General features: G+C 60.0%; 21 protein-coding genes. 8 read left to right on the top strand and 13 right to left on the bottom strand.

Annotation, left to right across the window (positions count from 1 at the left end; all coding sequences use genetic code 11):
- The first annotated feature begins 1 nt into the window (after position 1).
- Together BLS87_RS08150 and BLS87_RS08145 are read left to right on the top strand one after the other, a co-directional pair.
- A complete protein-coding gene (locus tag BLS87_RS08150) occupies positions 2–574 on the top strand; it encodes a HupE/UreJ family protein (RefSeq protein ID WP_074751892.1) in 573 nt (190 codons plus the stop codon).
- Positions 575–891: 317 nt separating this feature from the next.
- Positions 892–2,028: an AGE family epimerase/isomerase gene (locus BLS87_RS08145; protein WP_074751890.1), complete on the top strand. Its 1,137-nt coding sequence runs from the start codon at positions 892–894 to the stop codon at positions 2,026–2,028.
- 285 nt (positions 2,029–2,313) lie between these two features.
- Here BLS87_RS08145 and BLS87_RS08140 read toward each other — a convergent pair whose 3' ends face one another.
- The 8 genes from BLS87_RS08140 to amaB all read right to left on the bottom strand — a co-directional run bounded on the left by BLS87_RS08140 (position 2,314) and on the right by amaB (position 12,436).
- On the bottom strand, positions 2,314–3,087 hold the full coding sequence (locus BLS87_RS08140) for an SDR family oxidoreductase (RefSeq protein WP_074751888.1): 774 nt from the start codon (positions 3,085–3,087) through the stop codon (positions 2,314–2,316).
- 889 nt (positions 3,088–3,976) lie between these two features.
- Positions 3,977–4,693: an ABC transporter ATP-binding protein gene (locus BLS87_RS08130; protein WP_074751886.1), complete on the bottom strand. Its 717-nt coding sequence runs from the start codon at positions 4,691–4,693 to the stop codon at positions 3,977–3,979.
- Positions 4,690–5,565 carry an ABC transporter ATP-binding protein gene (locus BLS87_RS08125; RefSeq protein WP_074751884.1) on the bottom strand — a complete coding sequence of 292 codons (876 nt, stop codon included), beginning with the start codon at positions 5,563–5,565 and terminating at the stop codon, positions 4,690–4,692. The genes BLS87_RS08130 and BLS87_RS08125 overlap by 4 nt, the downstream gene beginning before the upstream one ends.
- Positions 5,565–6,860 carry a high-affinity branched-chain amino acid ABC transporter permease LivM gene (gene livM, locus BLS87_RS08120; protein WP_074751882.1) on the bottom strand — a complete coding sequence of 432 codons (1,296 nt, stop codon included), beginning with the start codon at positions 6,858–6,860 and terminating at the stop codon, positions 5,565–5,567. The genes BLS87_RS08125 and livM overlap by 1 nt, the downstream gene beginning before the upstream one ends.
- A 2-nt stretch (positions 6,861–6,862) precedes the next feature.
- A complete protein-coding gene (locus BLS87_RS08115) occupies positions 6,863–7,777 on the bottom strand; it encodes an ABC transporter permease subunit (RefSeq protein ID WP_074751880.1) in 915 nt (304 codons plus the stop codon).
- Between the two features lie 186 nt (positions 7,778–7,963).
- Positions 7,964–9,097, bottom strand: coding sequence for an ABC transporter substrate-binding protein (locus tag BLS87_RS08110; protein WP_074751878.1), 1,134 nt, complete (start codon positions 9,095–9,097; stop codon positions 7,964–7,966).
- A 357-nt stretch (positions 9,098–9,454) separates the two neighbouring features.
- Complete coding sequence (amaA, locus tag BLS87_RS08105; protein WP_074751876.1) at positions 9,455–10,738, bottom strand: L-pipecolate oxidase; 1,284 nt, start codon at positions 10,736–10,738, stop codon at positions 9,455–9,457.
- A 207-nt stretch (positions 10,739–10,945) separates the two neighbouring features.
- Positions 10,946–12,436 (bottom strand): L-piperidine-6-carboxylate dehydrogenase, encoded by a 1,491-nt coding sequence (amaB, locus tag BLS87_RS08100; protein ID WP_074751874.1) that lies wholly within the window; start codon positions 12,434–12,436, stop codon positions 10,946–10,948.
- 174 nt (positions 12,437–12,610) lie between these two features.
- Here amaB and BLS87_RS08095 point away from each other — a divergent pair, with 174 nt between their 5' ends.
- From BLS87_RS08095 to BLS87_RS08080, 4 genes are all read left to right on the top strand, one after another.
- The gene (locus tag BLS87_RS08095) at positions 12,611–13,516 is read left to right on the top strand and encodes a LysR family transcriptional regulator (protein ID WP_074751872.1); all 906 of its coding nucleotides are present in this window, start codon (positions 12,611–12,613) and stop codon (positions 13,514–13,516) included.
- A gap of 343 nt (positions 13,517–13,859) precedes the next feature.
- Positions 13,860–15,059 carry a nicotinate phosphoribosyltransferase gene (gene pncB, locus BLS87_RS08090; protein ID WP_074751870.1) on the top strand — a complete coding sequence of 400 codons (1,200 nt, stop codon included), beginning with the start codon at positions 13,860–13,862 and terminating at the stop codon, positions 15,057–15,059.
- A gap of 62 nt (positions 15,060–15,121) precedes the next feature.
- Positions 15,122–15,949 carry an ammonia-dependent NAD(+) synthetase gene (nadE, locus tag BLS87_RS08085; protein ID WP_074751868.1) on the top strand — a complete coding sequence of 276 codons (828 nt, stop codon included), beginning with the start codon at positions 15,122–15,124 and terminating at the stop codon, positions 15,947–15,949.
- 188 nt (positions 15,950–16,137) lie between these two features.
- On the top strand, positions 16,138–17,154 hold the full coding sequence (locus BLS87_RS08080) for a DUF1338 domain-containing protein (RefSeq protein WP_074751866.1): 1,017 nt from the start codon (positions 16,138–16,140) through the stop codon (positions 17,152–17,154).
- 128 nt (positions 17,155–17,282) lie between these two features.
- Here the strand turns inward: BLS87_RS08080 and azu are convergent, their stop codons facing one another.
- The gene (gene azu / locus BLS87_RS08075; RefSeq protein ID WP_074751864.1) at positions 17,283–17,729 is read right to left on the bottom strand and encodes an azurin; all 447 of its coding nucleotides are present in this window, start codon (positions 17,727–17,729) and stop codon (positions 17,283–17,285) included.
- Between the two features lie 432 nt (positions 17,730–18,161).
- On the opposite strand from azu, the gene BLS87_RS34140 reads away from it, so the two are divergent.
- Complete coding sequence (locus BLS87_RS34140) at positions 18,162–18,338, top strand: hypothetical protein (RefSeq protein ID WP_167362041.1); 177 nt, start codon at positions 18,162–18,164, stop codon at positions 18,336–18,338.
- Between the two features lie 159 nt (positions 18,339–18,497).
- Here the strand turns inward: BLS87_RS34140 and BLS87_RS08070 are convergent, their stop codons facing one another.
- From BLS87_RS08070 to BLS87_RS08055, 4 genes are all read right to left on the bottom strand, one after another.
- On the bottom strand, positions 18,498–19,394 hold the full coding sequence (locus tag BLS87_RS08070; protein WP_074751862.1) for a transglutaminase family protein: 897 nt from the start codon (positions 19,392–19,394) through the stop codon (positions 18,498–18,500).
- Positions 19,394–21,901 (bottom strand): circularly permuted type 2 ATP-grasp protein, encoded by a 2,508-nt coding sequence (locus tag BLS87_RS08065; protein ID WP_074751859.1) that lies wholly within the window; start codon positions 21,899–21,901, stop codon positions 19,394–19,396. Before BLS87_RS08065 ends, BLS87_RS08070 begins: the two co-directional genes overlap by 1 nt.
- A 144-nt stretch (positions 21,902–22,045) precedes the next feature.
- Positions 22,046–25,339, bottom strand: a complete 3,294-nt coding sequence (locus BLS87_RS08060) for a transglutaminase family protein (RefSeq protein WP_074751857.1) — start codon at positions 25,337–25,339, stop codon at positions 22,046–22,048.
- 170 nt (positions 25,340–25,509) lie between these two features.
- Complete coding sequence (locus BLS87_RS08055) at positions 25,510–25,986, bottom strand: hypothetical protein (protein ID WP_074751855.1); 477 nt, start codon at positions 25,984–25,986, stop codon at positions 25,510–25,512.
- A gap of 308 nt (positions 25,987–26,294) precedes the next feature.
- On the opposite strand from BLS87_RS08055, the gene BLS87_RS08050 reads away from it, so the two are divergent.
- On the top strand, positions 26,295–26,783 hold the full coding sequence (locus BLS87_RS08050; protein WP_074751853.1) for an Hcp family type VI secretion system effector: 489 nt from the start codon (positions 26,295–26,297) through the stop codon (positions 26,781–26,783).
- Positions 26,784–26,788: the final 5 nt, after the last annotated feature.

The raw sequence follows: 26,788 nt of genomic DNA, 5'->3' as shown, positions 1-26,788 counted from the left end.
GATGAACGGCAAAAAAATCCTGAGCACCCTCGCGCTGTTACTGGCCCCGGCATTGGCCTTCGCGCACCCGGGCCACGACGAAAGCGGCCTTGTCGCAGGCATCAGCCACCCCCTGAGCGGCATCGATCACCTGCTGGCGATGATTGCCGTAGGGCTTTGGGCGGCACAACAGAAAGGCGCTGCTCGCTGGGCGCTGCCCTGCACCTTCGTCGGTACCATGCTGATCGGCGGGTTGCTGGGCTTCGAAGGTCTGGCACTGCCTGCGCTGGAAAGCGGCATCGCGGCCTCGGTGTTTGCGCTGGGCCTGGCCGTGGCACTGGCCGTGCGTCCACCGCTGTTCATGGCCGTGGCCGCCACGGCGCTGTTCGCGATGTTCCACGGCGTGGCGCATGGTCTTGAGCTGCCCGAAATGTCCAGCCCGTGGGGTTATGCAATGGGCTTCGTCGGCGCGACCGCCGCGCTGCATGCGGCGGGTTACGCCGTGGTGCGCTTGCTGCCCACCGCAGCCGCGCCGATCGTGCGAATCGCTGGCGCGCTGTCGGCGGCGACCGGCGTGTGGTTGTTTGCAGGTTAAGTCCGACAGTGGACTTTACGCCTGACCTTTAACCTCCGTGGGAGCGAATTCATTCGCGAGACGGTGGTACAGCCGATGTAACTGTGTCGGATGCGCCACTGCATCGCGAATGAATTCGCTCCCACAGGTATTGATGTTGTCCTCAGTATCGATGTCGTCAGCAGCCCGATCCCTCTGTCAAAGCCAGGCAGTCCTTCACATTGGCGGTAGACCCTGAACCAGTAGTAGCGCGCTCCTGCAATTGATCTGCTTCTGACTCAAAATCCCCGTCCCCTGCTACCATGTCGCGCAATTTGCCCCTGCCGTGACGCCATCCGATGCCTGACGTTTCTCTTCCTCGCGCCAAGTCTGAACTGTCTGCTGTGTTTTGCGCCGTGCAGCAACACTTCATGGATGTGATCGTCCCGCTCTGGCAGGGACCGGGCTGGAATGCCGAGATGGCGCTGCCTTTCGAGGCGCTGGACGCACAGCATCAGCCGCTTGCGCCCCAGCGTTATCGCGCCATGGCGTGCGCGCGGCAGTTGTTCCTGTTCTCCAGCTTCATGGGTCACCCGCAGGTGCCGGATGCAGACGTCCGGGCCGCAGCGCTGTTTCGTTCCCTGCAACGGCATTTCCACGACGCCGAACACGGCGGCTGGTTCTACAGCATCGATCCCCAAGGCGCCCCACTGGACCGCCGTAAAGACCTTTATACCCACGCCTTCATCGTCTTCGCCTGTGCACATTATTGGGCGAAAGTCCGCGAACCGTTGGTGGAGTCTGTGCTCAACGCTGCGCTCAACGTCGTTGCGCAGCGTTTCTCCGATGGCGACGGCCTGTATGAATCGGTTTTGGCTGAAGACTGGTCGTCGCTGGACGCAGGTCCGCTGCAAAACCCGCTGATGCACCTGGCGGAAGCCTTTCTCGCCACGCTGGACGTGCGCGAAGACGCTGACACGCTGGCCGCGCTGGATAACCTCGCCGAAGCGATGCAACGCCGCTTTGTGGATATCGAGCACGGGGTGATGCTGGAGAAACCGCTGGACGCTGTGGGTAACTGGTCCGAGCCGGGCCATCAGTTCGAGTGGTTCTACCTGCTGGAATCGTCCGAGCACCTGCGCGGCACACCGCTGCATGGCTCGCTGACCACTGCCTTTGCCCACGCGCAGGCACAAGGGGTGGATCAAACAACCGGCGCTGTCGCTGCGATGCTGGACGTGGACGGGTCGGTGAAGGACGGCACCCAACGCATCTGGGCGCAAGCCGAATACCTGCGAGCGCTGACCCTGCGTCCCGGCAGTGAGGCGCTACTGGCGCGCCAGCTGAATGCGTTGCAGCAGCACTTTCTGCACCCAACCGGCTGGAACGAGTGCCTGGACAGCCAAGGCAAGATCAGCCGCAGTGACATGCCGTCGACCACGCCTTATCACCTGGCGACCTGCTATATCGGTCTGGCCGAATATTTCAAAGCCTGATCAACCGCATCAAACGTGGATGTGTAGGAGCGCGCTTGCCCGCGAAGACTGATTGTCTGACGCTGAGTTTGCAGCGGATGTACCGACCTCATCGCGGGCAAGCGCGCTCCTACACGCGAATGAATTCGCTCCCGCAGGACATCGTCAGGCTGAAACCAACCCGATACCTGTAGGAGCCGGCTTGCTGGCGAATGCGTTGTGTCAGATACATATTCGTGTCTGAAGCTCCGCGTTCGCCAGCAAGCCGGCTCCTACAGTATCGAGTCGTGTATTGAGCCGCTAACGCTACCGGGTCTCACCACGGCTGCGATCAATCGCAAAACCCGCCCAGGTCTGACTCACCGGCATCAGCTCCAGGTTGTTCACGTTAACGTGCGACGGGGTGTTCATGATCCAGAAGATCGTGTCGGCAATGTCCTGCGGCTGGATCGGCTCGGCACCCGCATAGGTGGCATCGTACTTGGCCTGGTCGCCGCCAAAACGCACCAGCGAGAACTCGCTTTCACACAGGCCTGGCTCAAGGTTGGTCACCCGCACGCCAGTGCCGATCAGATCGTTGCGCAGGTTCAGCGAGAACTGACCGACAAATGCCTTTGTCCCGCCATACACGTTACCGCCCGGGTACGGATAATTGCCCGCAACCGAACCCAGGTTAACGATGCTGGCGCCACGGCCGTAGGCGATCAGGCGCGAGAGCAGCAAACGCGTGGTGTAAACCAGCCCTTTGACGTTGGTGTCGATCATGGTGTCCCAGTCGTCCAGGTCGCACTTGGGTGCAGGATCGATCCCCAGCGCCAGGCCGGCGTTGTTGATCAGGCCGCGAATTTTGGCGAACTCTGCCGGCAGCCCGTCGATGGCTTTTTCCATGGCCGCGCGATCACGTACGTCCAGCGTCAGGGTGTGAACCTTGGTCTGCTTCGACAATTCGGCGCTGAGCGCCTGCAGGCGGTCTTCACGGCGACCGGTCAGCACCAGCGACCAACCCGCCTCCGCGAAACGTCGTGCACAGGCTTCGCCAAACCCGGAGGTGGCACCGGTAATGAACACGGTAGATGTCATGTCGTTCTCCTGACTGAGGGTTGCGGGCTTATCAGATAAGCGTGGAGTAAACGCAACCTGCGTTGCGTGTAGGAAAGTTCTGGAGAATGCCCGCGCAGACGGGTCGGGATCAAGCCTGCCGTAAAGATCATCAGACAACCCACACGCTGTACAAAAAACAACCAAAAACGGCAAGGCCTTGTGCCATCTGGCCTGCAGGCAGTTTTGCCCACCTTATCCACAGCCAGACCCACAATCTCTGGGGGCAACTCCAAGACGCACAACCCGCGCCACTCGGGGCCTGAGGGCATGCTGGACGGCATTTTTACTTGACCCGCTGAAACGTATCTGCAACGCAATTCGCCCGAGACCTGCACGGTTGGACAGGATCCCGCTCTGCAACCTAGGGATTGCGCTATCTGCGAAGGTCTTTCCAACGGTTGCACACAGAGTTATCCACAGGCCAGGACACTGTAAAAACTGTATAAAAAACCAGGCTGAAGAACGTTGACAAATCGCCTGAAAATACCGGCCGAACTCGCTGATCAAATATTGAACAGCACGCCACAGGCCACGTAAATAAAGGCCTCCAGCCAGCTACTACCAACTTATTCACAGCCAGGCCCACAGTAAAACTGAACAAGTCAAAACCGTGACAAAACAACCGTTTGCAGCGGCTAACTGTCGCGCTTTGAGAGCTGCTCAAAATTGTTTTCCACAATTGGCACCTTTTTAAAAAAAGGTCACCAGACGCGCCACTCACTCAGGAACGTTGCACATCCGTGTGGGAGACGTCGGAGGTTACGACGTCTCCTACGGGGATTTTGGGTTGAGTCAGGGGGTGATGCGTTGAAACAAAAACGCCCCGAGTGTTATCCACCCGGGGCGCCTTTATTAGCCGCTGGAAAAATCAGTGACCGCCGAGGTAAGCGTTCCTGACTTCCTCGTTGGTCAGCAGCTCCTTACCGGTGCCTGTCAGCCGAATCTCACCGTTCACCATCACATAGGCGCGGTCCGACAGCTTCAGGGCATGGTTCGCGTTCTGCTCGACCAGGAAGATCGTCATCCCGGAATGCGCCAGCTCACGCAATGTCGAGAAAATCTGCTTCACGATGATCGGCGCCAGACCAAGGCTCGGCTCGTCCAGCAACAGCAATTTCGGGCGGCTCATCAGCGCGCGGGCGATGGCCAGCATCTGCTGCTCACCACCGGACATCGTCATCGCACGCTGGTTGCGACGCTCCTTGAGGCGCGGAAACAGCTCAAACATGCGTTGCATGTCCTCGCTCGCGTGCTTATCCCCAATCGGGATCGTGCCCATCATCAGGTTCTCTTCCACCGACATGTCGGGGAACACGCGACGACCTTCCGGCGACTGCGCGATGCCGTTGGACGCAATGTAGTGCGACGACTTGTGCGTGATGTCAGTGCCCTGATAAATGATCTGGCCGCTGGCAGCACGTGGCTGACCGAAGATCGACATCAGCAGCGTGGACTTGCCCGCGCCGTTGGAGCCGATCAGGCTGACGGTTTCGCCTTCATCAATGTGCATCGAGACTTTTTTCAGGGCCTGAATCGGCCCGTAGTACACGTCGATCTCTTTCAGTTCGAGGATCGGCTTACTCATACCAACTCCTCTTCATCAGCACCCAGGTACGCGGCGATCACCTTCGGATCGTTGCGGATCTGCTCCGGCTTGCCTTTGGCAATCACGTTGCCGTGGTCGAGCACGACGATATCGTCGGAAATGCCCATGACCATGCCCATGTCGTGCTCGATCAGCACGATCGTCATGTCGTGGTCGTCGCGCAGGTGGCGAATCATGCTGCTCAGCGCTTCGGTTTCCTGTGGGTTGAGACCTGCGGCCGGCTCGTCCAGGCAGATCACCTGCGGACGCGTGCACATGGCGCGGGCGATTTCCAGACGGCGCTGCTGGCCGTAGGAAAGCTCACCGGCCAGACGGTTGGCGCAGTCCACCAGATCGACCACTTCCAGCCAGTAGAAGGCCGTGTTCATGGCGTCTTCTTCAGCCTTGCGATAGCTCTTGGTGTTGAGGATGCCGGCAATCATGTTGCGGTTGACCCACATGTGCTGGGCCACCAGCAAGTTCTCGACGACCGACATTTCCTTGAACAGGCGAATGTTCTGGAAGGTACGCGCCAGCCCGGCGCGGTTCACCAGGTGCGTGCCACCGAACATTTTGTAAAACAGCCGGCTGCCGAAGCGTTTTGGCGACCCGAAGTCGCTGGCGCGGAACTGCTCGCCGAGCAATTGAATGACGTTGGTCTTCTTGCCACGGGCGTTGAGTTCGATACGCCCGCCTGTGGCTTTGTAGAAGCCGGTCAGGCAGTTGAACACGGTGGTTTTGCCGGCGCCGTTAGGCCCGATCAGGGCGAAGATGGAGTTGCGACGCACCTCCAGGCTCACGTCGCTGAGCGCCTTGATGCCACCGAAGTGCATCATCAGGTTCTCGACGGAAAGAACGATTTCGTCGCTCATCACGCGCCCTCCACTTTAGCCAGCACGCCTTTGCGTGGTTGTACGCCGGTACGGCTGATACGGATCAGGCCGCGTGGGCGCCAGATCATCATCAGCACCATCAGGATGCCGAACAGCAACACGCGGTACTCGGCGAAGCTGCGCAGCATTTCAGGCGCAACGGTCAACACGAACGCGGCGATGACCACACCGACGGTCGAGCCCATGCCGCCGAGCACGACAATGGCGAGTATCAGCGCCGACTCGAAGAAGGTGAACGAGGTCGGGTTGACGAAGCCTTGATAGCTGGCGAAGAACACCCCCGCCAGACCTGCGGTCGAGGCACCGATGGTGAACGCCGAGAGCTTGACCAGCACGTGGTTCAGGCCCATGGAGCGGCAGGCGATCTCGTCTTCACGAAGGGCTTCCCACGCACGGCCAACCGGCATGCGGGTCAGGCGGTGTTTGACGTACAGCACGGCCAGCACGACGAGGAACAGCACGGCATAGATGAAGATGAATTTCAGGTCCGGGTTGTATTCGAAGCCGAAGTACTCGTGGATCGGAATCCCGCCATCTTTGGCCCGACGCCCGAACTCCAGGCCGAAGAACGTCGGCGAGGGCACTGGCACGCCGTTCGGCCCGCCCGTGAACGACAGCCAGTTGTTCAGCACCAGGCGAATGATTTCACCGAAACCCAGGGTCACGATGGCCAGATAGTCGCCGTGCATGCGCAGGACCGGGAAGCCGAGGATGCAACCGGCGAACGCCGCCGCAATGGCCGCCAGCGGCAAGGCCGACCAGAAACCCAGGCCCAGGTACTGGTAACCCAGCGCCAGACCGTACGCGCCGATGGCGTAAAACGCCACGTAACCCAGGTCGAGCAGGCCCGCCAGGCCGACCACGATGTTCAGGCCAAGGCCCAGCAATACGTAGATCAGGCCGAGGATGACCACGGTCAGCACGTACTTGTCGGCGAACACCGGGAAGATCACGGCGATCAGGATCATCAGCGGAATGATGAAACGCAGGCGGGTCTTGTAACCCGGTGGCAGCACATGCACGCCGGAACCCGAGCTTTCGAAGCTCTGCGCGATAGCCTGACCTTTTGGCGTCTGCAGGAACAGGCTCATGAAGAAGCGTCCGACGACGACGACGCCAACCAGCGCGGCAACACGCCCCGGTTGCATGTTGAAGCCGTAGCCGTCGAGGACGATGCCGACAATGGGACCGAACACGATGAGCGCCAGCAGGCCGGCAACGACCGCGTCGATCAGGCTCTGTTTGATATCGATGGGTTTGACAGGAGCAGACATGGTTACACCTTCGCCACGAGTGGGCGACCCAGCAGGCCTTGAGGACGGAAGATCAGAATCACTACCAGCAGGCCGAAACTGAACACGTCTTTGTAGTCGGAGTTGATCAGACCGGAGAACTGCGACTCGGCAACCCCCAGGATCAACCCGCCGAGCATCGCGCCCGGCAACGAACCGATGCCGCCGAGTACCGCTGCGGTAAAGGCTTTGATCCCGATGACGAACCCGGCAAAGAAGTCGAAGGTGCCGTAGTTCAGGGTGATCAGCACGCCAGCCAGTGCCGCCATGGCTGCACCGATGACGAATACGTAGGAAATGATCCGGTCAGTGTTGATGCCCAGGATCGACGCCATCTTGCGGTCCTGTTGCGTGGCGCGGCACATGCGGCCCAGCTTGGTGTACTTGATGATGTAGGTCAGTACGCCCATGCCGATGAACGCGGCAATCAGGATGAAGATTTTGGTGTAGGTGATCTGGACGAAACCGCTGCCGACCTCGAAGCGCATGGCGCCTTCGAGCAGGGTTGGAACGCCTTGTTGGCGTGGGCCCTGGGCGATCTGCGCGTAGTTCTGCAGGATCAGGGAAATACCGATAGCACTGATCAGCGGTGCCAGACGGGTCGAGTTACGCAGCGGTTTGTAGGCCACGCGCTCGATGACGAAACCGTACACACCGGTCACCACGATGGTGAAGATCAGCGTGCCGAGAATCAGGAAAGGGAACGACTCGATACCGAAGAAGGACAGCACGGCCAGGCCGATCGCTGCGAGGTAGGCGGAGATCATGTAAACGTCGCCGTGGGCGAAGTTGATCATGCCAATGATGCCGTAAACCATCGTGTAACCGATGGCGATCAGGCCGTAGACAGAACCGAGGGTCAGGCCGTTGACCATTTGCTGCAGGAAAATACCATCCATCACGCACGCTCACGAACTTGAAAGGCCAACCTGGCGCGCACCGGGAATCTCCTCGTGAGAGATAGCGGGACGGGCACGATGGCAACAGAAGAAATCCGGGGCTGCCCGAGGGCAGCACCGATTACCGGACAGCGTCGTGTCGAGGTTCCAAGCCCGCGACACGCCGCTCCCGACTAGGAGCTCAACTCACTTCTGCTTTTCGAGCTGGTGATATTTGCCGTCTTTGTCCCACTGGTAAACCACGTAGTCGGAGACCTTCAGGTCGCCTTTGCTGTCCCAGGCTTTTTCGCCCATGACGGTTTTGACCGGGTGGGCTTTCAGGAACTTGGCAGCGTCTTCGCCTTTGTTCGACTTGGCGCCGTTGAAGCCAGCGGCCAGGGCCTGAACCGAAGCGTAGGCGTACAGGGTGTAGCCCTCAGGCTCGTAACCGGACTTGCGGAACTGCTCGACCACCGCCTTGCTGTCTGGCAGCAGACGTGGGTCGGCACCGAAGGTCATGTACACGCCGTCAACGTATTGAGCGCCGCCAGCAGTGGTCACGAGTTCGTCGGTCACAACGCCGTCGTCGGACATGAATTTGACATCTTTCAGGCCCTGTTCACGCAATTGGCGAACCAGAGGACCGGCTTCCGGATGCAGGCCACCAAAGTACACGACGTCAGCGCCAACGGAACGGATTTTGGTGACCAGGGCGCTGAAGTCTTTCTCGCCACGGGTCAGACCTTCTTCCAGCACAGGCTTCACGCCGCGAGCGGTCAGCTGTTTGGCGGTGGCGTCAGCCAGGCCTTTGCCATAGGTGTCTTTGTCGTTGATGACGGCGACTTTCTTGCCTTTGAGCACGTCGACGATGTAATCGCCAGCGACGATGCCCTGCTGGTCGTCGCGGCCACACATACGGAACATGGCCTCCAGGCCGCGTTCGGTGACCTGCGGGTTAGTCGAACCCGGGGTGATCGCGATGATGCCGGCGTCGCCATAGACTTCCGAAGCGGGAATGGTCGAAGAGGAGCAGAAGTGACCGACCACACCGGCAACTTTTTCCTGCTCCATTTTGTTGGCGACCGCTACGGCCTGTTTCGGCTCGCACGCGTCGTCGCCCTGAACCAGAACGATTTTCTCCCCGTTGACACCGCCCGCAGCGTTGATCGCGTCAGCCGCTGCTTGAGCGCCTTTCATGTACTGCAAACCGAACGAGGCGTTAGCGCCGGTCATCGGGCCTGCAACGCCGATCTTGACGTCAGCCTGCGCAAAAGTAGCCGCACCCATTGCAGTAGCGACTGCGAGTGCCAGAAAGCCTTTCCTGTAAAACGTCTGCGACATGAGTTGGTGCTCCTAGGTTTTTTAATTAGCACTGCGACCACAGAGTTGCTGTGAGCAAGTGGCGTGCCATCGGTTTTTTATTCTTAAAAAAGTCGTCGTTTTGTTGTTATTCGACTGTTTCTGGCCCTTTTTTACTGGGCGTGCAACCGTCTAAACCGCGCAAGGTGCAACCCTGCGACTTTTAAAGAGCAACCCTCCCGAGTTAACCGCGCAACCACAGCGACCTGACCTGTACAACCCTGTTGTTACAGCCTGCGTCACCGAACTGCACACCGTCGGTGCGGGACCGCTACGGGACGCACCATTTCAGGTTAGTGGATGCGCGAAAAAGCGTCGTTTTATGACAGATATTTCGCCTCAGATCACAATTCTGAGGCACTGCCCTGCATGGTATAGCGAAAAGCCAGCCTCATATAAAGAGCTTCTTAAACCAATGACCGAGAGCGGCTGCATGCTGGCGAAGGGAATCGGCAGAACAGACGCATCGCCGCTGCACAAATAATCCGCGAATGCTTTACCGACCACCGTGCCGGTGGTGTTGCCACGGCCGTTGTAACCGGTCACCGCGACCAGTCCTGGTGCAGGCTCGAACATGCGCAGGAGATGATCGGGCGTAAACGCGATGCAGCCGGTCCAGGTGCATTCCCAGTCGACCTTTTTCAGGTACGGAAAATAGTGCTGCTGCACACGGTCGGCCCACGCTTTCAGGAACCAGGTCGGTTTTTGATTGCCGTTACCCAGACTGCCCAGCAACAGGCGGCCATCGGCATCGCGGCGAATGCTGCTCAGCACCTGACGAGTGTCCCACGAGCCTTGGCCGCCGGGCAGGATTTGCTGCGCAGCGTCTTCGGTCAGCGGTGCCGAGGCGACCTGATAGTAATAACCGGGAAAGAAGTTGCGACGCAGGTCGGTCCATTCACCTTCGGTATAGGCGTTGGACGCAATCACCACTTGATCGGCGATGACCGATCCGTGTTCGGTGATCACACACCAGCGCTGCCCCTGACGTTCCAGGCGCTTGACCGGCGAGTGGTCGAAACGCTGGCCGCCCAGACGGGACGCGGCTTCTGCGAGGCCGCTGGTGTAGGCCATCGGGTTGATCGTGCCGGCACGATGGTCGAGCAAGGCGGCGGTGATTTCTTTCGTGCCGGTCGCTTCCTGACAGGCCTTGCCGGTGAGCAACTCAATCGGAGCGCCGCGCCGTTTCCATTGTTCTTCGCGGCTGCGAAGGTCAATTTCGCCCTTGGCGTTGTGCGCCATGTGCAACGTGCCCTTGCGGGTCGCCTGGCAATCGATGCCGTACTTTTCGATCAGGCTGAACACCAGCGACGGCGCATTGCCGAGCATGGTGTTGAGCTGGCTGCCGACTTTTTCACCGAAACCCGCCTCGATCTCGTCAGGCGGAATCCACAGCCCGGCGTTGACCAGCCCAACGTTACGTCCCGAGCCACCCTGCCCGGTGCGATGAGCTTCGACGATGGCGACTGTCTTGCCCTGTTCGAGCAGATGAATCGCCGCCGACAACCCCGTGATGCCTGCGCCGATCACGCACACATCGGCGCTCACTTCCCCTTTCAACGCTGGCGCCTCAGGCCTCTGCGGCGTCAACGTTTCCCACAGACATTCTTCGCGTAGCGGCATCGCAAAACCTCGAAAAGAGACACGTCTACCGATCGTTCCCATGCCCACGCAGAGAGTGGGCACGATCATTAACCATGTGCTGCAGGGCAATACTTGTAGGAGCGCGCTTGCCCGCGATTGCGGTGGTTCAGAGACGTTGACGCCTACTGACATTCCGCAATCGCGGGCAAGCGCGCTCCTACAACGGGCAGCACTTACCTTACTGGATCAATCGAAGGTAATACCCTGCGCCAGCGGCAACTCGCGGGAGTAGTTCACGGTTGCGGTCTGGCGACGCATGTAGCCTTTCCACGAATCCGAACCGGATTCACGACCACCACCGGTTTCCTTCTCGCCGCCGAACGCGCCGCCGATCTCTGCACCACTTGGGCCAATGTTGACGTTGGCGATGCCGCAGTCACTGCCCAGCGCGGAGATGAACTGCTCGGCTTCACGCACGTCGGTGGTGAAGATGCACGAAGACAGGCCTTGTGGCACGTCATTGTTCAGGCGCACGGCATCAGTGAATTCGTCATAACCGACCACGTACAGAATCGGCGCGAAGGTTTCGCTGCGCACGACGTCGCTTTGCTCTGGCATCTCTACGATGGCAGGCGAGACGTAATACGCGTTCGGGAATTTGTCTGCCAACTGGCGCTTGCCGCCGAACACCTTGCCGCCTTCGCTCAGAGCCTGTTCCAGCGCTTCCTGCATGTTTTCGTAGCTTTGCTTGTCGATCAGCGGACCTACCAGATTGCCTTCCAGCGGATGACCGATGCGGACCTTGGCGTAAGCCGCTTTCAGACGCTCGACGAACTCGGCCTTGACCGACGAATGCGCGATCAAGCGACGCAGCGTGGTGCAACGCTGACCCGCCGTGCCGACGGCGCTGAACAGGACGGCGCGCACGGCCAGGTCCAGGTCGGCGCTCGGGGTCAGGATCATGGCGTTGTTGCCGCCCAGTTCCAGGATGCTGCGAGCGAAACGGGCAGCAATCTTCGGCGCGACTTCACGGCCCATGCGCGTGCTGCCGGTGGCGCTGATGAGCGCAACACGTGCGTCGTCCACCAGCGCTTCGCCCGCTTCACGACCACCGACCACGCACTGTGCCAGGAACTGCGGCGCGTCAGAAAACTCAGCCGCAACGCGATCGAACAGCGCCTGGCAGGCCAGTGCGGTCAGCGGGGTCTTTTCGGACGGCTTCCAGATCACGGAGTTACCGCACACCAGTGCCAGCGCGGTGTTCCATGACCAGACCGCGACCGGGAAATTGAACGCGCTGATCACGCCGACCACGCCCAGCGGATGCCAGGTTTCACGCATGTGGTGACCCGGACGCTCGGAGGCGATGGTCAGGCCGTACATCTGACGGGACAGGCCGACCGCGAAGTCGCAGATGTCGATCATTTCCTGCACTTCACCCAAACCTTCCTGGGTGATCTTGCCGGCTTCCCAGGACACCAGTTCACCCAGATCGGCCTTGTGCTTGCGCAGGGCTTCACCGAACAGACGAATCAGCTCACCGCGACGCGGGGCAGGCACTTTGCGCCAGGCATCGAACGCGTGCTCGGCGCGGGTGATGCGCTGCTCGACTTCGGCGGCACCTTCCCAACTCACCGAAGCGACCTGGCTACCATCGATCGGCGTGTGAACAGGCTTGTCGCCTTTCTGATAAAGGGCAGGGTCGACACCGAGGCGGGATAGAAGGTCGTTAAGCATGATTTCTCCTGGATTCTGTTGAGCCGTACACACGAATGCGCAATGGTGGGATTCTGTGCAGGCATGGGTCATCGCGTCAGGCTCTAGTAATAGCTGGACTCAGTCAGTCCAACAAACGACGTTTAAGCGAGATATCATTCCGTTTTTTCATGCTGACGCTTAACAGGCCTGAATATGCTGAACAAACGCCACCTGCCTTCCGTCACGGCACTGCAATGTTTCGAAGCGGTGACCCGGCACTTGAGTTTTACCCGCGCCGCTGAAGAGCTGAACCTCACTCAAAGTGCGGTCAGCAAGCAAGTGGCGCAACTCGAAGAACTCGTCCAGCACCTGTTGTTCAGGCGCGTGCGTCGACGCCTGCAACTGACGCCCGCCGGTGCGTTATACCTGGCCGAAGTGCGCAAGGTGCTCACGCAGATGGAGATGTCCACGCACTTTCTGCGCTCCTACGGCGGCGAAACCGAGGTCCTGCGCGTGTCCACGCCGTCGACCTTCGGCGCACGCTGGCTGGTCCCACGCCTCAAAGGCTGGCGCCTGCGTCATCCGCACATACACCTGGACCTGGTCAACGAACAGGAAAGCGACGATCTGGCGCAGAACCGCTGCGACATGTCGTTCTATTTCGGTCAGGGCGCGCGCCCGGGTGCAGAAAGCGTGAAGCTGTTCAGCGAGGAACTGGTCCCTGTTTGCGCGCCGGGCAGCCTGCCCGACACGCCTTTCACCGACCCCACACAACTGGCCGACCTCGTGCTGCTGCAGAACGCCCATCGCCCGCAGGCCTGGCATGAATGGTTCGAGGATCAGGGTTATCAGACCGAACACAGCTACCACGGCCCGCGCTTCGAGACCTTTTACATGTGCATCCGTGCGGCACAGGTCGGCTGCGGCGTCGCGCTGCTGCCAAAGTTTCTGGTCGAGGAAGAGCTGGCAGACGACAAGCTGATCATTCCCTGGCCGCACGCGCTCCCCAGCCGCGACGCCTACTACCTGGCGTACCCGGAACATGCGGCCGAAGTGCCGAAGATTCGTGTATTCGTGGAGTGGATGCTGGAGCAGCTGGATCAGCCTACGCCGCAGTGAAGCCCGTTCACGTGATACCTGTAGGAGCGTGGCTTGTCCCGCGATCTGCTGCGTAGCGGCAGCAAAACCGGTAAATGAGGTCTTCCTGATATGCCGAGGTCGCATGGGTTTGCTGCCGGTTTCCGGCAGATCGCGGGACAAGCCACGCTCCGACAGGAAAACCATACAACCAAACATTTCTGCCCCAACCCGCTCTGCGCTGGCATTATGTCCATCATCGTCAATAACAGACCGGACGTAGTGGCCTGGAGCCAACACCAGGCGTTGCCACAAGGTTGTATGCGACACCGACTTGAATTCCATGGGCCGCACCCTGGCGGCCGCTGCTGGCTGGAGCGACACAATGAGTGAGAGCGCTTTCGCGGATCGCATCGTGCAGAACCTGCTCGATACCGACCTCTACAAGCTGAGCATGATGCAGGCTGTGCTGCACAACTACCCCAACGTCGACGTTGAATGGGAGTTTCGCTGCCGTAACAGTGAAGATTTGCGGCCTTATCTGAAGGAAATACGCCACCAGATCGAACAGCTCTGCGATCTGTCCCTGAGCGTTGAAGAAACCGGCTTTCTGGAACGCATCACTTTCATGAAGCCGGATTTTCTGCGCTTCCTCGGCCTGTTCCGCTTCAACCTGCGGTACGTGCAAACCAGCATCGAGAACGACGAGCTGACCATCCGCCTCGCCGGCCCATGGCTGCACGTAATCCTCTTCGAAGTGCCGATCCTTGCCATCGTCAGCGAAGTGCGCAATCGCTACCGCAACCCCAACACCCTGCTGGTTCAGGCGCGCGATCAGCTGTATCGCAAGTTCGACTGGCTGACGGCCTCTGCCACGCCCGATGAGCTGGCCGAACTCAAGGTGGCTGATTTCGGTACCCGTCGGCGCTTTTCCTTCGCCGTGCAGGAAGACGTGGTCTCGGTGCTGAAGAAAGACTTTCCCGGTCAGTTCGTCGGCACCAGCAATGTGCACCTGGCCCGCAAATTCGATCTAAAGCCACTTGGCACCATGGCCCACGAATGGATCATGGCGCATCAGCAACTGGGCCCGCGCCTGATCGACAGCCAGATCGCCGCGCTCGACTGCTGGGTGCGTGAATACCGCGGCCTGCTCGGCATCGCGCTGACCGACTGCATTACCACCGACGCCTTCCTCGGCGATTTCGACCTGTTCTTCGCCAAACTCTTCGACGGTTTGCGCCATGACTCGGGCGATCCCGTGCAGTGGGCCGAGAAATGCATCAAGCACTACCAGAAGCTCGGCATTGATCCGATGACCAAAACCCTGGTGTTTTCCGACGGCCTGAACCTGCCCAAAGCGCTGGAAATATTTCGCGCACTGCGCGGTCGGATCAACGTCAGCTTCGGCATTGGCACCAACCTGACCGCCGATGTGCCGGGCATCGAGCCCATGAGCATCGTGCTCAAGATGACCGCCTGTGCAGGCCAGCCTGTGGCGAAGATTTCCGATGAACCGGGCAAGACGCAGTGCAAAGACCCTGAATTCGTGTCTTACCTGCGTCACGTATTCAAGGTGCCAGCTTGACTCGAGCACCCCTCGCACCCTTTTTCATGCCTATTTTTCTTCTTCTGCATAAGGAGTAAATCATGCAAGCCGTACAGCTCGAGATCGCCAAGGCGCTCAAGGTCCAGGCCCCATTCGGCAACCAGGGTGAACTGGAAGCCGAAGTCGCGCGCCGCGTCCAGTTCATCAAGGACTGCCTGCAGAACGCCCGCCTGAAAGTCCTGGTGCTGGGCATCAGTGGCGGCGTCGACTCGTTGACCGCGGGCCTGATGGCGCAGCGCGCCGTGAAGGAACTGCGTGAAAGCACGGGTGACACCGCCTATCAGTTCATCGCCGTGCGCCTGCCGTATCACGTTCAGCACGACGAGCACGAAGCCACTGCCTCGGTTGATTTCATCAACCCGGACGAGCGTCACACGGTGGACATCGCGCCCTCCGTCAAGGCGCTGGTGGAGCAGGTGAAAGCCTTCGAAGGCCAGTCCGATGCGGCCGTGGATTTTGTCAAAGGTAACGTCAAAGCGCGCACGCGCATGGTCGCGCAGTACACCATCGCTGGCGTTCGCGGCGGCCTGGTGATTGGCACCGACCACGCGGCGGAGGCAGTCATGGGCTTCTTCACCAAGTTCGGTGACGGCGCCTGCGACCTCGCGCCGCTGAGCGGTCTGGTGAAAAACCAGGTGCGCGCCATCGCCCGCCACTTCGGCGCGCCGGAGAACCTGGTCGAGAAAGTTCCAACTGCTGACCTCGAGGACCTGATGCCCGGCAAACCGGACGAAGCATCCCACGGCGTGACCTATGCCGAGATCGATGCCTTCCTGCATGGCGAGCCGCTGCGTCAGGAAGCGTACGACATCATCGTCAACACCTACCGCAAAACCCAGCACAAGCGCGACCTGCCTTACGCGCCGTAACGCTTCGCTTTTGTAGGCGCGCGCTTGGTCTGGGCGCGCGCCTATGTTGGATTGGCGGGGTGTCATGACAGCAGCAGAAATCCCCGTTCATTCTGAAACGGAATGAACCCGTCGTTTTTTTTCGCTTGATGGCGCTCGCCATCGAGGCTTACATAGCGTCCTGACCTTCTCGCCCAGAGCCGCTACCCATGACTGCTTTCCAAGGCCTCTTCTCTCTCGTCGCTTCTACCGTTGGCCAGCCCGCTGCTGACTGGCTCGAACACCGTGTGGAAGTCCCTCAGGCGCTGCACAGCTTCTCCTGGAGCGAGGACGCGATTCATCGTGTGTGGCTCGCCGAGGCGCTGAACCTGTGCCTGTTCCGCAAGCTGGTCGACGCGGTGCCGGACGGCCTTCGTTACGTGGATGAGCAACACGAGAGCGGCCGCAAGGTGGTGTTCGATCACGGCGCCATCCGCACCGTGGACTGGGTGCAGAACGGCGAGCTGCCACGGGGTCGTCTGGCGTTTTCCCGTCTGTTGGAGCCCTTGGGTTTCACCGATGTACGCACTTATCCGCTGACCAAACTGAACATGACCGGTTGGGGCTATCGCCAGATGGACCTGCCGGAAGACATCGCCCAGTTTTTCGTGTCCGAACTGCACCCCGGTCGCCTGAGCGAAGCGTTCCAGAACGCTGTCAGCCGCGTCGTTGGCTCAAGCCGCGATCCGCTGAGCCACGAAGACCTGAGCATCCTCAAGCGCCTGCAATTGACCCGTCATTGCAGCCTCGAAGAAGCCACTCGGCTGCTGCCGAGCCTGTATCGCGCCTTCGGCCGCCAACACGGTGTCGTGCGGGAAGACGATTACCGCCAGTTGCTCAGCGAAAGCGCTGAAATGGCCTGGATCGCCACCGAGGGCAACAGCTTCAACCACCTGACCGATCGGGTCGAGCACCTGGAAGCCACGGTTCAAGAACAGATTCGGCGCGAGCGACCAATGAAGGACAGCATTGAGGTATCGGGGTCAGGACGCGTCATGCAGACGGCCTACAAAGCCTGCACCGTGAGCCGCGACCTGCTGGATGCCGACGGTATCGTCAGAACGCACACGGTGCCGGGATCGTTTGTGGAGTTCATTCAGCGCAAGATCGACCCGGACAACGGCAAGATCGACCTGAACTTCGACAGCAGCAACGCGCAGGGGATTTTCAAGATGACCGCGTCCTGAGTACGCGAAACCTCGTGTAGGAGCGCGCTTGCCCGCGATGCGTATTCAAATCCGACACATCTACGTCGCCGAGTGCATCTATCGCGGGCAAGCGCGCTCCTACAGTTTTCGTCAGCACAAGGCCCACATCACTTCAGCGTGATAGCGCCCTTCATCATGCTGATGTGGCCCGGGAACGAGCAGAAGAAACCGTACTTCTCTGCCGGATCCAGCTTCGACACGTCGATCTTCAACGAATCGGTTTCGCCGGCGCCAATGATCTTGGTATGAGCGATGACGCGCGCATCCCCTTCTTTCAGATACTGCTTGTCGATACCAGCGGCCAGGCCGTCGGTGGCGATTGGCTGCATGTCAGCTTCTTTACTGATCACCAGGTTATGGCCCATGACGTTCTTCGGCAGGTTGCCGGAGTGCTTCAGGTTGACCGTGAATTCCTTGCAGCTCTTGTCGATCTCAATCGCTTTGGTGCTGAACGTCATCTGGTCGGTCGAATCGACCTCGACCGAGCATTCAGCTGCCAACAAATGCCCACTGGCCAGCGTCAGCAGGGATGCAGCAACAAGCTTGCGAATCATGATGAGTCTCCTGAATGGGGTTGCTCTTGGTTTTTTTGTATACAAAGAGTGCCCTAACTTTAAACAATTTATCAACAGCTTATTATGAAACATGTCTGGGTCGGCTCTATCAGGCCCATCGAGACAATCAAGCAGCGGACAATACACTGCCCTCCTAAGATGGCGCTGTCACTCATCAATTAGGACGATCTTCATGCAACTCAATAGCCTTTTTCGCAGTTTGCTTGCCGCCTATGCCTGCGGTTCCAGCGGCAATTACAGCAGCGCAGCCCAAGACTATAGCGATTACCGGCGCGCCTGACGCAGGGCCTGAACGTCTGAATTCTTGCTTTTGCGCGAGCGTGGACGAAGGCTGCGCGAAAAATACAACGCCGGGTAAGCGTCGTTCTCAGGCAGAATGACGGGACTTATCGCCTGCCTCGAGGATTGCCCATGGCCAAACCCAACTATTCCTTTGCCAAACGTCAACGCGATCTGGCTAAAGAGCAGAAGAAAGAAGAGAAAGCACAGCGCAAACAGGCCGAAAAGGCCGAAGCACTGGCTGGAGAAGATGAGGCTGTAGAAGGCGAGACTGCCGAGCAGCAGAGCGAAGAAAAGCCGGCTGAATGACCCGAATTGCGGTTCCCTGACCCGCAGAGTCTGTCCGGGCAGGGGCAACATCCTGTAGGAGCGCGCTTGCCCGCGATGCGTATTCAAATCCGACACATCTATGTAGCCGGATGCATCTATCGCGGGCAAGCGAGCGCCTGCAATGCGGACAACGCCCACCTACCCCGCAATCGGCATCACGGTCACCCGCACTTCGGGATCATGATTGCCGCCGCCCAGAATCACGCCGCGTAGCGGAGAAACATCGGAAAAGTCCCTCCCCCACGCCAGACTGATGTGCTCCAGCGCCGGCTGGATGTTGTTGGTCGGATCGAAATCCACCCAACCCAGCACCGGGCAAAACACCGATACCCAGGCATGCGACGCATCCGCCCCAATCAGCCGGGGTTGGCCCGGCGGTGGCTGAGTCAGCAAATAACCGCTGACATAGCGCGCTGCCAGCCCACGTGAACGCAGACACGCGAGCATCAAGTGCGCGAAGTCCTGACAGACCCCACGCCGCGTCTCCAGCACCTCCACCAACGGCGTCGCCACCTGAGTCGCTTCGCCATCGAACGTGAACTCGTCGAAAATCTTTTCCATCAACGCCTGCGCGCACAACAGCATCGGCCTGCCCGCCGGGAAGCAGCTGGCCGAAAAATCGACGAACGACTGCTTCAAATGCACGTACGGCGATTCAAAGCGATAGCGGCACGCATCGAGAATGTCCGGGGACATCTTCGACGCGCTGTACGTGAGCGTGCTGCGGGTGTGATCCCACGCAGCCGACTGCTGGAAATCCAGTACGGGACGCTCCAGCACTTCGATGCGCAAACGCGCATTGACCTGTAATTCGTCATGCGGGCGCTCGAACGCCAGGCGCGTCAGCGGGTTGCCGAACACGTCCAGTTCGTCGCGGCGGCTGGTGGGCGTCGGGCTGATCTCCAGATGCTGTTCCAGGCAACGCTGCCAAGGACTGCGTCGCGGCCACAGATGCGCGAGTTGCTGCGCCAGCGAAACCGGGCTGTCGTACTTGTAATGGGTGTCGTGAAGGATCTGGTAATGAGCGCTGTTCATCAGACGGACACCGTGCGCTGGCTGACATCATCGACATGAGCAAAATGGCGCAAGGCCAGGCGGTCAGACACCTGACCGCTGACCTCGCCGATGCCGTGCAGTAAATCCGCCAGCCCATGCAACGCAGCCTTGACGCTGCTTTCCCCGAACAGACCGTCCTCCAGGCACCCCAGATCGAACGTGGCCAAGCGTTGGGTCAGCGCTGCCAGACTGCGATCCTGCGGTGCGCCGAAATCTTCGTTCAAACGCTTCACCGAACGGGTCACCAGCTTGAGCTGGAACAGGACCGCGTGGGGGTTCTGGTCATCGAGCAGCAGCAAGTCGAGCACCGGGATCAACTGCGGCAGCGCCAGATAACGCGAACGGTAGGTTATGCTGCTGTTGCCCAGCTCCAGCACCCAGTCCAGCGCGTCCTGATCGAATACCGCATCGCTGCGCAGGAACGCTGCCAGACTCGTGCTGAGGAACTGCAGGCGTTCGATACGCCGACCAATCATCAGGAAACGCCAGCCTTCGTCACGCGTCATGTCGTCGAGGGCGAAGCCTGACAGCGCCGCCAGCGACATCACCAGTCGGTTGAGGAAATCCAGCAGTTCGCCGAAGTCAGGGTCATCGGTTTCAAGGTTGGTGGCTTCGCGCTGCAACTCCACCAGCGCCTGCCAGTTCTCGCGGGATAACTTGCCGCGCACCTGCGACGCCGCCCATTGCAAACGTTGCAGGTTGGAACGCAGGCTGAACGGCCAATCGTCACCGAGCAGCGCGGCGAGCAAGCGTTGATGCAACGCAGAGCCCTCCTCGTCCTCTTCATCCACGCGGGGAACCAGATTCAAGCGTTCGCCCAGCTCGATAGCGGCCTGCAGCGCCAGCGGATCATCGCCGTCGACATAGCGCGCCAGCATGATCCGCAGCAACCGCGCGCTGTCGTCGCAACGTTCGCAGTAACGACCGAACCAGAACAGGTTTTCCACCACCCGCGACGGCAAGTAGGGGTCGCGGCGAATCAGGTCGTGTACGCCCAACGAACGACGGCCTTTCCAGGGTTCGCTGCCCAGCGTGCGTTCGCCGAGAATCCAGGTGTCCTTGCTGGCACCGCCGCGTTGCATCGACACCACGTCGGCGTCAGCATCGGCCGCCACGCGGGTCAGGCCACCTGGCAGGACGCGGTAGCCGTCCTCGGTCGCGACGGCATACACCCGCATGCCGATCGCGCGAGGCTGCAACTGCCCTTCCTCGCCCTGCCAGACCGGCGCGTGGGACAGTTGCGCCAGCTCTTGGGCCACGTACGCATAGGGCCGGGCCTGCATGCGCGCGGCCAACGCCTGGCGCTGCTCGTCATTAAGATCGCGTCCAAAAACGGGCGCGAAGCTCTGGGACGGGAACGCCGGTTTGATCAGCAGCTCAGGCATCTTCTCCAGTGCCTGGGCCAGGACAGGCGGTTCGCCGCACCACCAGGTCGCCACAGACGGCAGAATCAGCTCTTCACCAAACAGGTGCTCATTGATCTTCGGCAAAAAACCCAGCAAGCCGGGCGATTCCAGTACGCCACTGCCCAGCGCGTTGGCGACCAGAACGCGCCCCTGACGCACGGCTTCCAGCAAGCCCGGCACACCGAGCGCTGAATCGGTACGCAGCTCCAGCGGGTCGCAGAAATCATCGTCCAGACGCCGCATGATGGCGTGAACGCGGCGCAGGCCGCTGAGTGTTTTCAGGTACACCGTGGCATCGCGCACGGTCAGGTCACTGCCCTCGACCAGTGGATAACCTAACTGGCCTGCGAGGTAGAGGTGTTCGAAGTAACTTTCGTTGAATCGTCCCGGCGTCAGCAATACCACCAGTGGCACTTCATTGCTGCTGGGTGCCTGACGCGTCAGGGTTTCCTGCAACGAACGGAAAAAGCCCGACAGGTGCTGCACTTCCAGATCGCGGTACAGCTCCGGAAAGGCCCGGGACACGATCAAGCGGCTTTCCAGGGCGTAACCGGCACCTGACGGCGCCTGGGTCCGGTCCGCCGTGACCCACCAGCGACCGTCCGGCGTGCGCGCCAGGTCGACTGCATACACATGCAGGAAAGTCCCTTCCGGTGGCGTCACGCCTTGGCACGGCCAGAGAAAATTGTTGTGACCAAAGACCAGTTCGGCCGGCAGCAATCCCTCGGCAATCAGGTCCTGCGGACCGTAGAGGTCAGCCAGCACCGCATTGAGCAGACGGGCGCGCTGAGCGATGCCGGCCGCAACCTGCTGCCATTCCTCGACCGGAATCAGATGCGGCAGCAAGTCCAGCTCCCACGGGCGATCGGCGCCCTTGGGATCGGCATAGACGTTGTAGGTGACACCGTTTTCCTGAATCTGCCGGGCCAGCAGCGCTTGGCGCTGAATCAGTTGCGCGGGCGTGCTGCGCTGCAGATGCTCGTAGAAGCGCAGCCAGTGCGGCCGGACTTCGCCACTGGCGTCGAGCATCTCGTGATAAGTCGCCGCACTCAGCGGATATTGGTCAAGCAGGTCGGGCATGGAAGGCTCGGCAGACAGCTATAGGGCTTGATTACGCAGGGGTTAGATTAGCGCAGACAACATGACACGCAGTGGCTTGCTTCCCTGCGGCCGCTTTCGGGGTCGTATTGCCTGACGCATGACGTCAGGCAACGTGTCCGGGCCTTACCGATGCAGACGCATGTCCAGCGTCATCGGCATTTCATCGTTGATGGTGAGTGCAGGAACGTCCAGTTTGCCAGGGCTGTGGCCGAGGCGGAAAAACCGCGACAGGCGCCGGCTTTCGGCTTCGTTGGCGTTCACCGGCAGGGTTTCGTAGTTGCGACCACCAGGATGCGCGACATGATACTCGCAGCCACCCAGTGAGCGCTGCATCCAGGTATCCAGAATGTCGAACACCAGCGGCGCGTGAACCGGAATCGTCGGTTGCAACGCGTTGAACGGCTGCCAGGCGCGATATCGAACGCCCGCGACGAACTCGCCAACACGCCCCGTCGGTTGCAACGGCACCGGAATGCCGTTGCACGTCAGCACATAGCGTTGCGGCGGCAATCCCGTGACCTTGAGCTGCAGACGCTCCAGCGACGAATCCACGTAGCGAACCGCACCGCCCGCTGCACCTTCTTCACCCAGCACATGCCAGGGTTCCAGCGCCTGACGCAGTTCCAGTTCGATGCCGCTGACCGCGTAATCACCGACCTTCGGAAAGCGAAACTCCAGATGCGCCGCGAACCACTCGGCACGCAGCGGATAACCCGCGGCATTGAGGTCGACGATGACGTCGGCGAAGTCCTGCTCGATGAAGTGCGGCAACATGAAACGGTCGTGCAGTTCGGTGCCCCAGCGGGCAAGTTTTGGCGGGGCATAGGGTTCACGCCAGAATCGCGCGACCAGCGCACGGAGCAATAACTGCTGCGCCAGGCTCATGCGAGCATGAGGCGGCATTTCGAACGCACGCAGCTCAAGCAGCCCCAGACGGCCTGTGGCGCCATCGGGCGAGTACAGCTTGTCGATGCAGAACTCGGCGCGGTGGGTGTTGCCCGTGACGTCGATCAGCAAGTTACGCAACAGACGGTCGACCAGCCAAGGCGCGCACGCCTCACCGGGTGCAGGCATTTGCGAAAAGGCGATTTCCAGCTCGTACAGGGAGTCGTTGCGCGCTTCGTCGACCCGTGGCGCCTGGGACGTAGGCCCGATGAACAGCCCGGAAAAAAGGTACGACAGCGATGGATGGTTGTGCCAATAGCTGAGCAGACTGCGCAGCAGATCCGGCCGCCGCAGGAACGGAGAGTCGCCGGGCGTGGCGCCACCGAGCACAAAGTGGTTACCGCCTCCGGTGCCGGTATGGCGTCCGTCGATCATGAATTTTTCAGTGGTCAATCGGGTCAGGCGCGCCTGCTCGTAGAGGAACTCGGTGCGCTCGACCAGCTCGTCCCAGCTGGACGACGGCTGCACGTTGACTTCGATGACGCCGGGGTCCGGCGTAATGCGGAAATTGGCCAGACGGGGATCGCTGGGCGGCTCGTAGCCTTCCAGGAGGACCGGGCAGTGCAGTTCCTCAGCGGTTGATTCGATCGCAGCGACCAGCTCAAGGTAGGCCTCAAGTGACTGCAACGGCGGCATGAACAGGTACAACCTACCGCCGCGCACTTCGGCACCCAGCGCGGTGCGCGTCAGCCAATCGGCTGATTCGTCGACGGCAGGCGCCCGCTCAGCACCCGGATTCTCCTGTTCGGTCAAACCGTCCAGCTTGGCCTGAACCTCGTCACGGTCCGGCAGATCAGGGAAATCCTGATTGTGGTCGGTCGGGTGGATGTACGGATATTCGGCAGCCTTGACCCACGGCTGCGACGCCAGCGGCAATCGATAACCGAGCGGGGAGTCCCCCGGCACCAGGCGACAATGTTCGTCACGCAGGTACCAGCGACCGCTCTGCCAGCGATCATCGACCGCGGTACGCGCCAGTGGCAGAACATGGCCGATGACCTTGTCCAACCCTTGCGAGAACACCTTGCTCAGCCGCGCCCGCTCAAGCTCGTCACCCAGGCGCGAGTCTTCGGCCGTGACGTTCTTGGGCAGCGCACCTTCGCGCCACAGGTAATAGAAGTTGTCTTCGTAAGCGGGAAATACATAGCGCGTCGGCAGCTTCAGCCGCTCGGCGACACTGCGCAGAAAGCGCCCCGCCGTCTCGCTGTCGGTGCCGTAATCTTCGTTCTCATCGGCGATCAGCGCATTGTTGCGCCACACCGGTTCACCATCTCGACGCCAGAAGCAGTTCAGCGACCAGCGCGGCAACTGCTCGCCCGGGTACCATTTGCCCTGACCGAAATGCACGATGCCCTGCGGCGCGTAATGCGTGCGCATGCGCTGGAACAGTTCGGCGGAGAGCTCACGCTTCTTCGGCCCCAGCGCAGCGGTATTCCACTCGCCACCGTCACGGTCATCGATGGACACGAAGGTGGGTTCGCCCCCCATCGTCAGACGTACGTCATGCGCAAGCAGATCGGTGTCGATCTGTCGGCCCAACGCCTGAATCTCAAGCCACTGGGCTTCGGTATAGGGCTTGGTGACGCGTGGCGCCTCCCAGATCCGTTCCACCGACATCTCGTGACTGAACTCGGTTTCGCACGGCTCGACCAGGCCACTGATCGGCGCTGCAGAAGACGGCTCCGGGCTGCACGCCAGTGGAATGTGCCCTTCACCGGCAAAGAGCCCGGACGTGGCGTCCAGACCCACCCAGCCTGCGCCCGGCAGATACACCTCACACCAGGCGTGCAGGTCAGTGAAGTCAACGTCCGTGCCGGACGGACCGTCGAGGGCCTCGACATCGGCCTTGAGCTGAATCAGATAGCCGGACACGAACCGCGCCGCCAGCCCAAGATTACGTAGCAATTGCACCAGCAGCCAGGCCGAGTCGCGACAGGAACCCGAGGCGTTTTCAAGGGTAAATTCCGGCGTCTGGATGCCCGGTTCCATACGGATCAGGTAACCGATATCGCTGGCCAGACGCTGGTTGAGGTTCACCAGAAAGTCGATGGCCGGGATCGGCGTGCGGTCAATGCTGTCCAGATACGCCTGAAACCTGGGCGTCAACGGCAGCTTTTCCAGATAGGGCAGCAGCTCGTGGTGCTCTTCCTTCGCATACGTGAAGGGGATCTTCTCGGCGTAGGGCTCGAGGAAGAAATCGAACGGGTTGAACACCGCCATCTCGGCGACCAGATCGACTTCGATCCGCAGCTCATCGGTCTTTTCCGGAAACACCAACCGCGCCAGGTAATTACCTTGCGGGTCCTGTTGCCAGTTAATGAAGTGATTCTCAGGCAAGACTTTCAGCGAATAGGACAACACACGCGTGCGGCTATGAGCCGCCGGACGCAAGCGCACAATCTGCGGACCCAGTTCTACCGCTCGTTCATAGCGGTAATGAGTGACATGGTGCAAGGCAATGTGAATCGACACGGCGTGCCTCCTGCGAGCCTGGACGGTAGCGGAACCGCGCAAGACTTATGCCATCCAGGCAAGTCCGGCGCCTTCGGCGTTGAGGGTGCTCGCTCAGCTAAGCACAGCACCAAAATTGCGCCAGCTTCGGCGGATGGTGCAAGGGTCGCACGGAAATGAGGCGGGCGGGGTTATTTGCACCGTTCGGCGTTCAAACGGCATAAACGGGCTTTGCGGATACCGAGAAACCGTTCTCGCTTGTTACGCACGATGACCATGATCTTTCTCATTTCTCGATGACGATCTGAATTGAGAACTGACAAACCGATCAGCGGGACGAGCACCCCAAGAAAGTAGATAACCTTGTTCGGACGATGTTCGATCATTGGCAACACCAGAGACAGACACGCAAAAAACAGTGCGACGACGCCCCAAACCCATTTCGGTCTTCCCCAAACCAGGAAGAAGTGGCAGAGACACATCAGCGCCGTTGCCCCCATCATCACCGCAAAACCATATATCACGCTGTTTTCGAATGTGGCGTCCTTGTGGAACACTTCAAAATACAAGACTGACGTAATGGCGAATGAACAGATCGCTGCAAGTACTCCTCCGATAAAAACAGGGAAGTAACGCCTCATAAATATTAAAAACTCAAAAGGCCTCATGGGTCCGTGACCTCCTTGTATAGAGCGACCGCAATGGTGCGAATATTCCCGACAACGCACTCCCGCCAATCGCTTGAGTTCCCGCCACTGAAAAACCATCCCCCAGTGATAGCCCGCCCATTCCTTTCTCCCTTGTTTTGGCTGAGAGAGGGCGAGATTAGGCAGTCAATGACCCTGACGCTGTAGGAAGACTTTCTTTGTTTCGTATGAACGGTCCCGATCTACGTCCAACGTATTGCGATCAACCTGCCGAGTAAGAAAAGGTGCGCGACGACAATTCGTCGACGATTATTTTTCAGGGAGTGTTCATGGCTATCGATATGTTTTTGAAGTTGGGCGACGTCAAGGGTGAGTCGATGGACAGCGTCCATAAGGATGAAATCGACATTCATTCGATGCAGTGGGGCATGGCGCAATCGGGCTCGATGCACCAGGGAGGCGGTGGTGGCGCGGGCAAGGTGAGCATGCAGAACCTGAGCTTGAGGAAGTCTCTGGACAAGGCTTCGCCTAACTTGATGATGGCCTGTTCCAGCGGAAAACATTATCCAGAAGCCACTCTGACGGTGCGCAAGGCCGGTGGTAGCGCACCCGTCGAATACATGATCATCACCCTCAAGGAAGTGATGGTGGCGTCCTATCAAACGGACGCGGGGAACAGTGACGAAACACTCAAAGAGGACATCACTCTCAACTTCGGCAAGGTCGAAGTCGCCTACCAGCCACAGAAAGCCGATGGCAGCAAAGACGGCGGCCCGGTCAAGTTCGGCTGGAACATCCGCGAAAACGTAAAGATGTAAAAAAC

It is taken from the genome of Pseudomonas abietaniphila, assembly GCF_900100795.1.
GTDB classification, from domain to species: Bacteria; Pseudomonadota; Gammaproteobacteria; order Pseudomonadales; family Pseudomonadaceae; genus Aquipseudomonas; species Aquipseudomonas abietaniphila.
The sequence above is the reverse complement of the archived record's forward strand: the minus strand, read 5'-3'. Positions and strand labels throughout refer to the sequence as shown.

What these genes read in the sequence shown, in the direction of transcription:
- BLS87_RS08110 (WP_074751878.1), bottom strand. Translation starts at nt 9,097, where the DNA reads ATGTCGCAGACGTTTTACAGGAAAGGCTTTCTGGCACTCGCAGTCGCT.
- pncB (WP_074751870.1), top strand. Translation starts at nt 13,860, where the DNA reads ATGAGTGAGAGCGCTTTCGCGGATCGCATCGTGCAGAACCTGCTCGAT.
- BLS87_RS08065 (WP_074751859.1), bottom strand. Translation starts at nt 21,901, where the DNA reads ATGCCCGACCTGCTTGACCAATATCCGCTGAGTGCGGCGACTTATCAC.
- BLS87_RS08050 (WP_074751853.1), top strand. Translation starts at nt 26,295, where the DNA reads ATGGCTATCGATATGTTTTTGAAGTTGGGCGACGTCAAGGGTGAGTCG.
- amaA (WP_074751876.1), bottom strand. Translation starts at nt 10,738, where the DNA reads ATGCCGCTACGCGAAGAATGTCTGTGGGAAACGTTGACGCCGCAGAGG.
- livM (WP_074751882.1), bottom strand. Translation starts at nt 6,860, where the DNA reads ATGTCTGCTCCTGTCAAACCCATCGATATCAAACAGAGCCTGATCGAC.
- BLS87_RS08070 (WP_074751862.1), bottom strand. Translation starts at nt 19,394, where the DNA reads ATGAACAGCGCTCATTACCAGATCCTTCACGACACCCATTACAAGTAC.
- BLS87_RS08095 (WP_074751872.1), top strand. Translation starts at nt 12,611, where the DNA reads ATGCTGAACAAACGCCACCTGCCTTCCGTCACGGCACTGCAATGTTTC.
- nadE (WP_074751868.1), top strand. Translation starts at nt 15,122, where the DNA reads ATGCAAGCCGTACAGCTCGAGATCGCCAAGGCGCTCAAGGTCCAGGCC.
- BLS87_RS08080 (WP_074751866.1), top strand. Translation starts at nt 16,138, where the DNA reads ATGACTGCTTTCCAAGGCCTCTTCTCTCTCGTCGCTTCTACCGTTGGC.
- amaB (WP_074751874.1), bottom strand. Translation starts at nt 12,436, where the DNA reads ATGCTTAACGACCTTCTATCCCGCCTCGGTGTCGACCCTGCCCTTTAT.
- BLS87_RS08145 (WP_074751890.1), top strand. Translation starts at nt 892, where the DNA reads ATGCCTGACGTTTCTCTTCCTCGCGCCAAGTCTGAACTGTCTGCTGTG.
- BLS87_RS08150 (WP_074751892.1), top strand. Translation starts at nt 2, where the DNA reads ATGAACGGCAAAAAAATCCTGAGCACCCTCGCGCTGTTACTGGCCCCG.
- BLS87_RS08055 (WP_074751855.1), bottom strand. Translation starts at nt 25,986, where the DNA reads ATGAGGCCTTTTGAGTTTTTAATATTTATGAGGCGTTACTTCCCTGTT.
- azu (WP_074751864.1), bottom strand. Translation starts at nt 17,729, where the DNA reads ATGATTCGCAAGCTTGTTGCTGCATCCCTGCTGACGCTGGCCAGTGGG.
- BLS87_RS34140 (WP_167362041.1), top strand. Translation starts at nt 18,162, where the DNA reads ATGGCCAAACCCAACTATTCCTTTGCCAAACGTCAACGCGATCTGGCT.
- BLS87_RS08115 (WP_074751880.1), bottom strand. Translation starts at nt 7,777, where the DNA reads ATGGATGGTATTTTCCTGCAGCAAATGGTCAACGGCCTGACCCTCGGT.
- BLS87_RS08140 (WP_074751888.1), bottom strand. Translation starts at nt 3,087, where the DNA reads ATGACATCTACCGTGTTCATTACCGGTGCCACCTCCGGGTTTGGCGAA.
- BLS87_RS08130 (WP_074751886.1), bottom strand. Translation starts at nt 4,693, where the DNA reads ATGAGTAAGCCGATCCTCGAACTGAAAGAGATCGACGTGTACTACGGG.
- BLS87_RS08125 (WP_074751884.1), bottom strand. Translation starts at nt 5,565, where the DNA reads ATGAGCGACGAAATCGTTCTTTCCGTCGAGAACCTGATGATGCACTTC.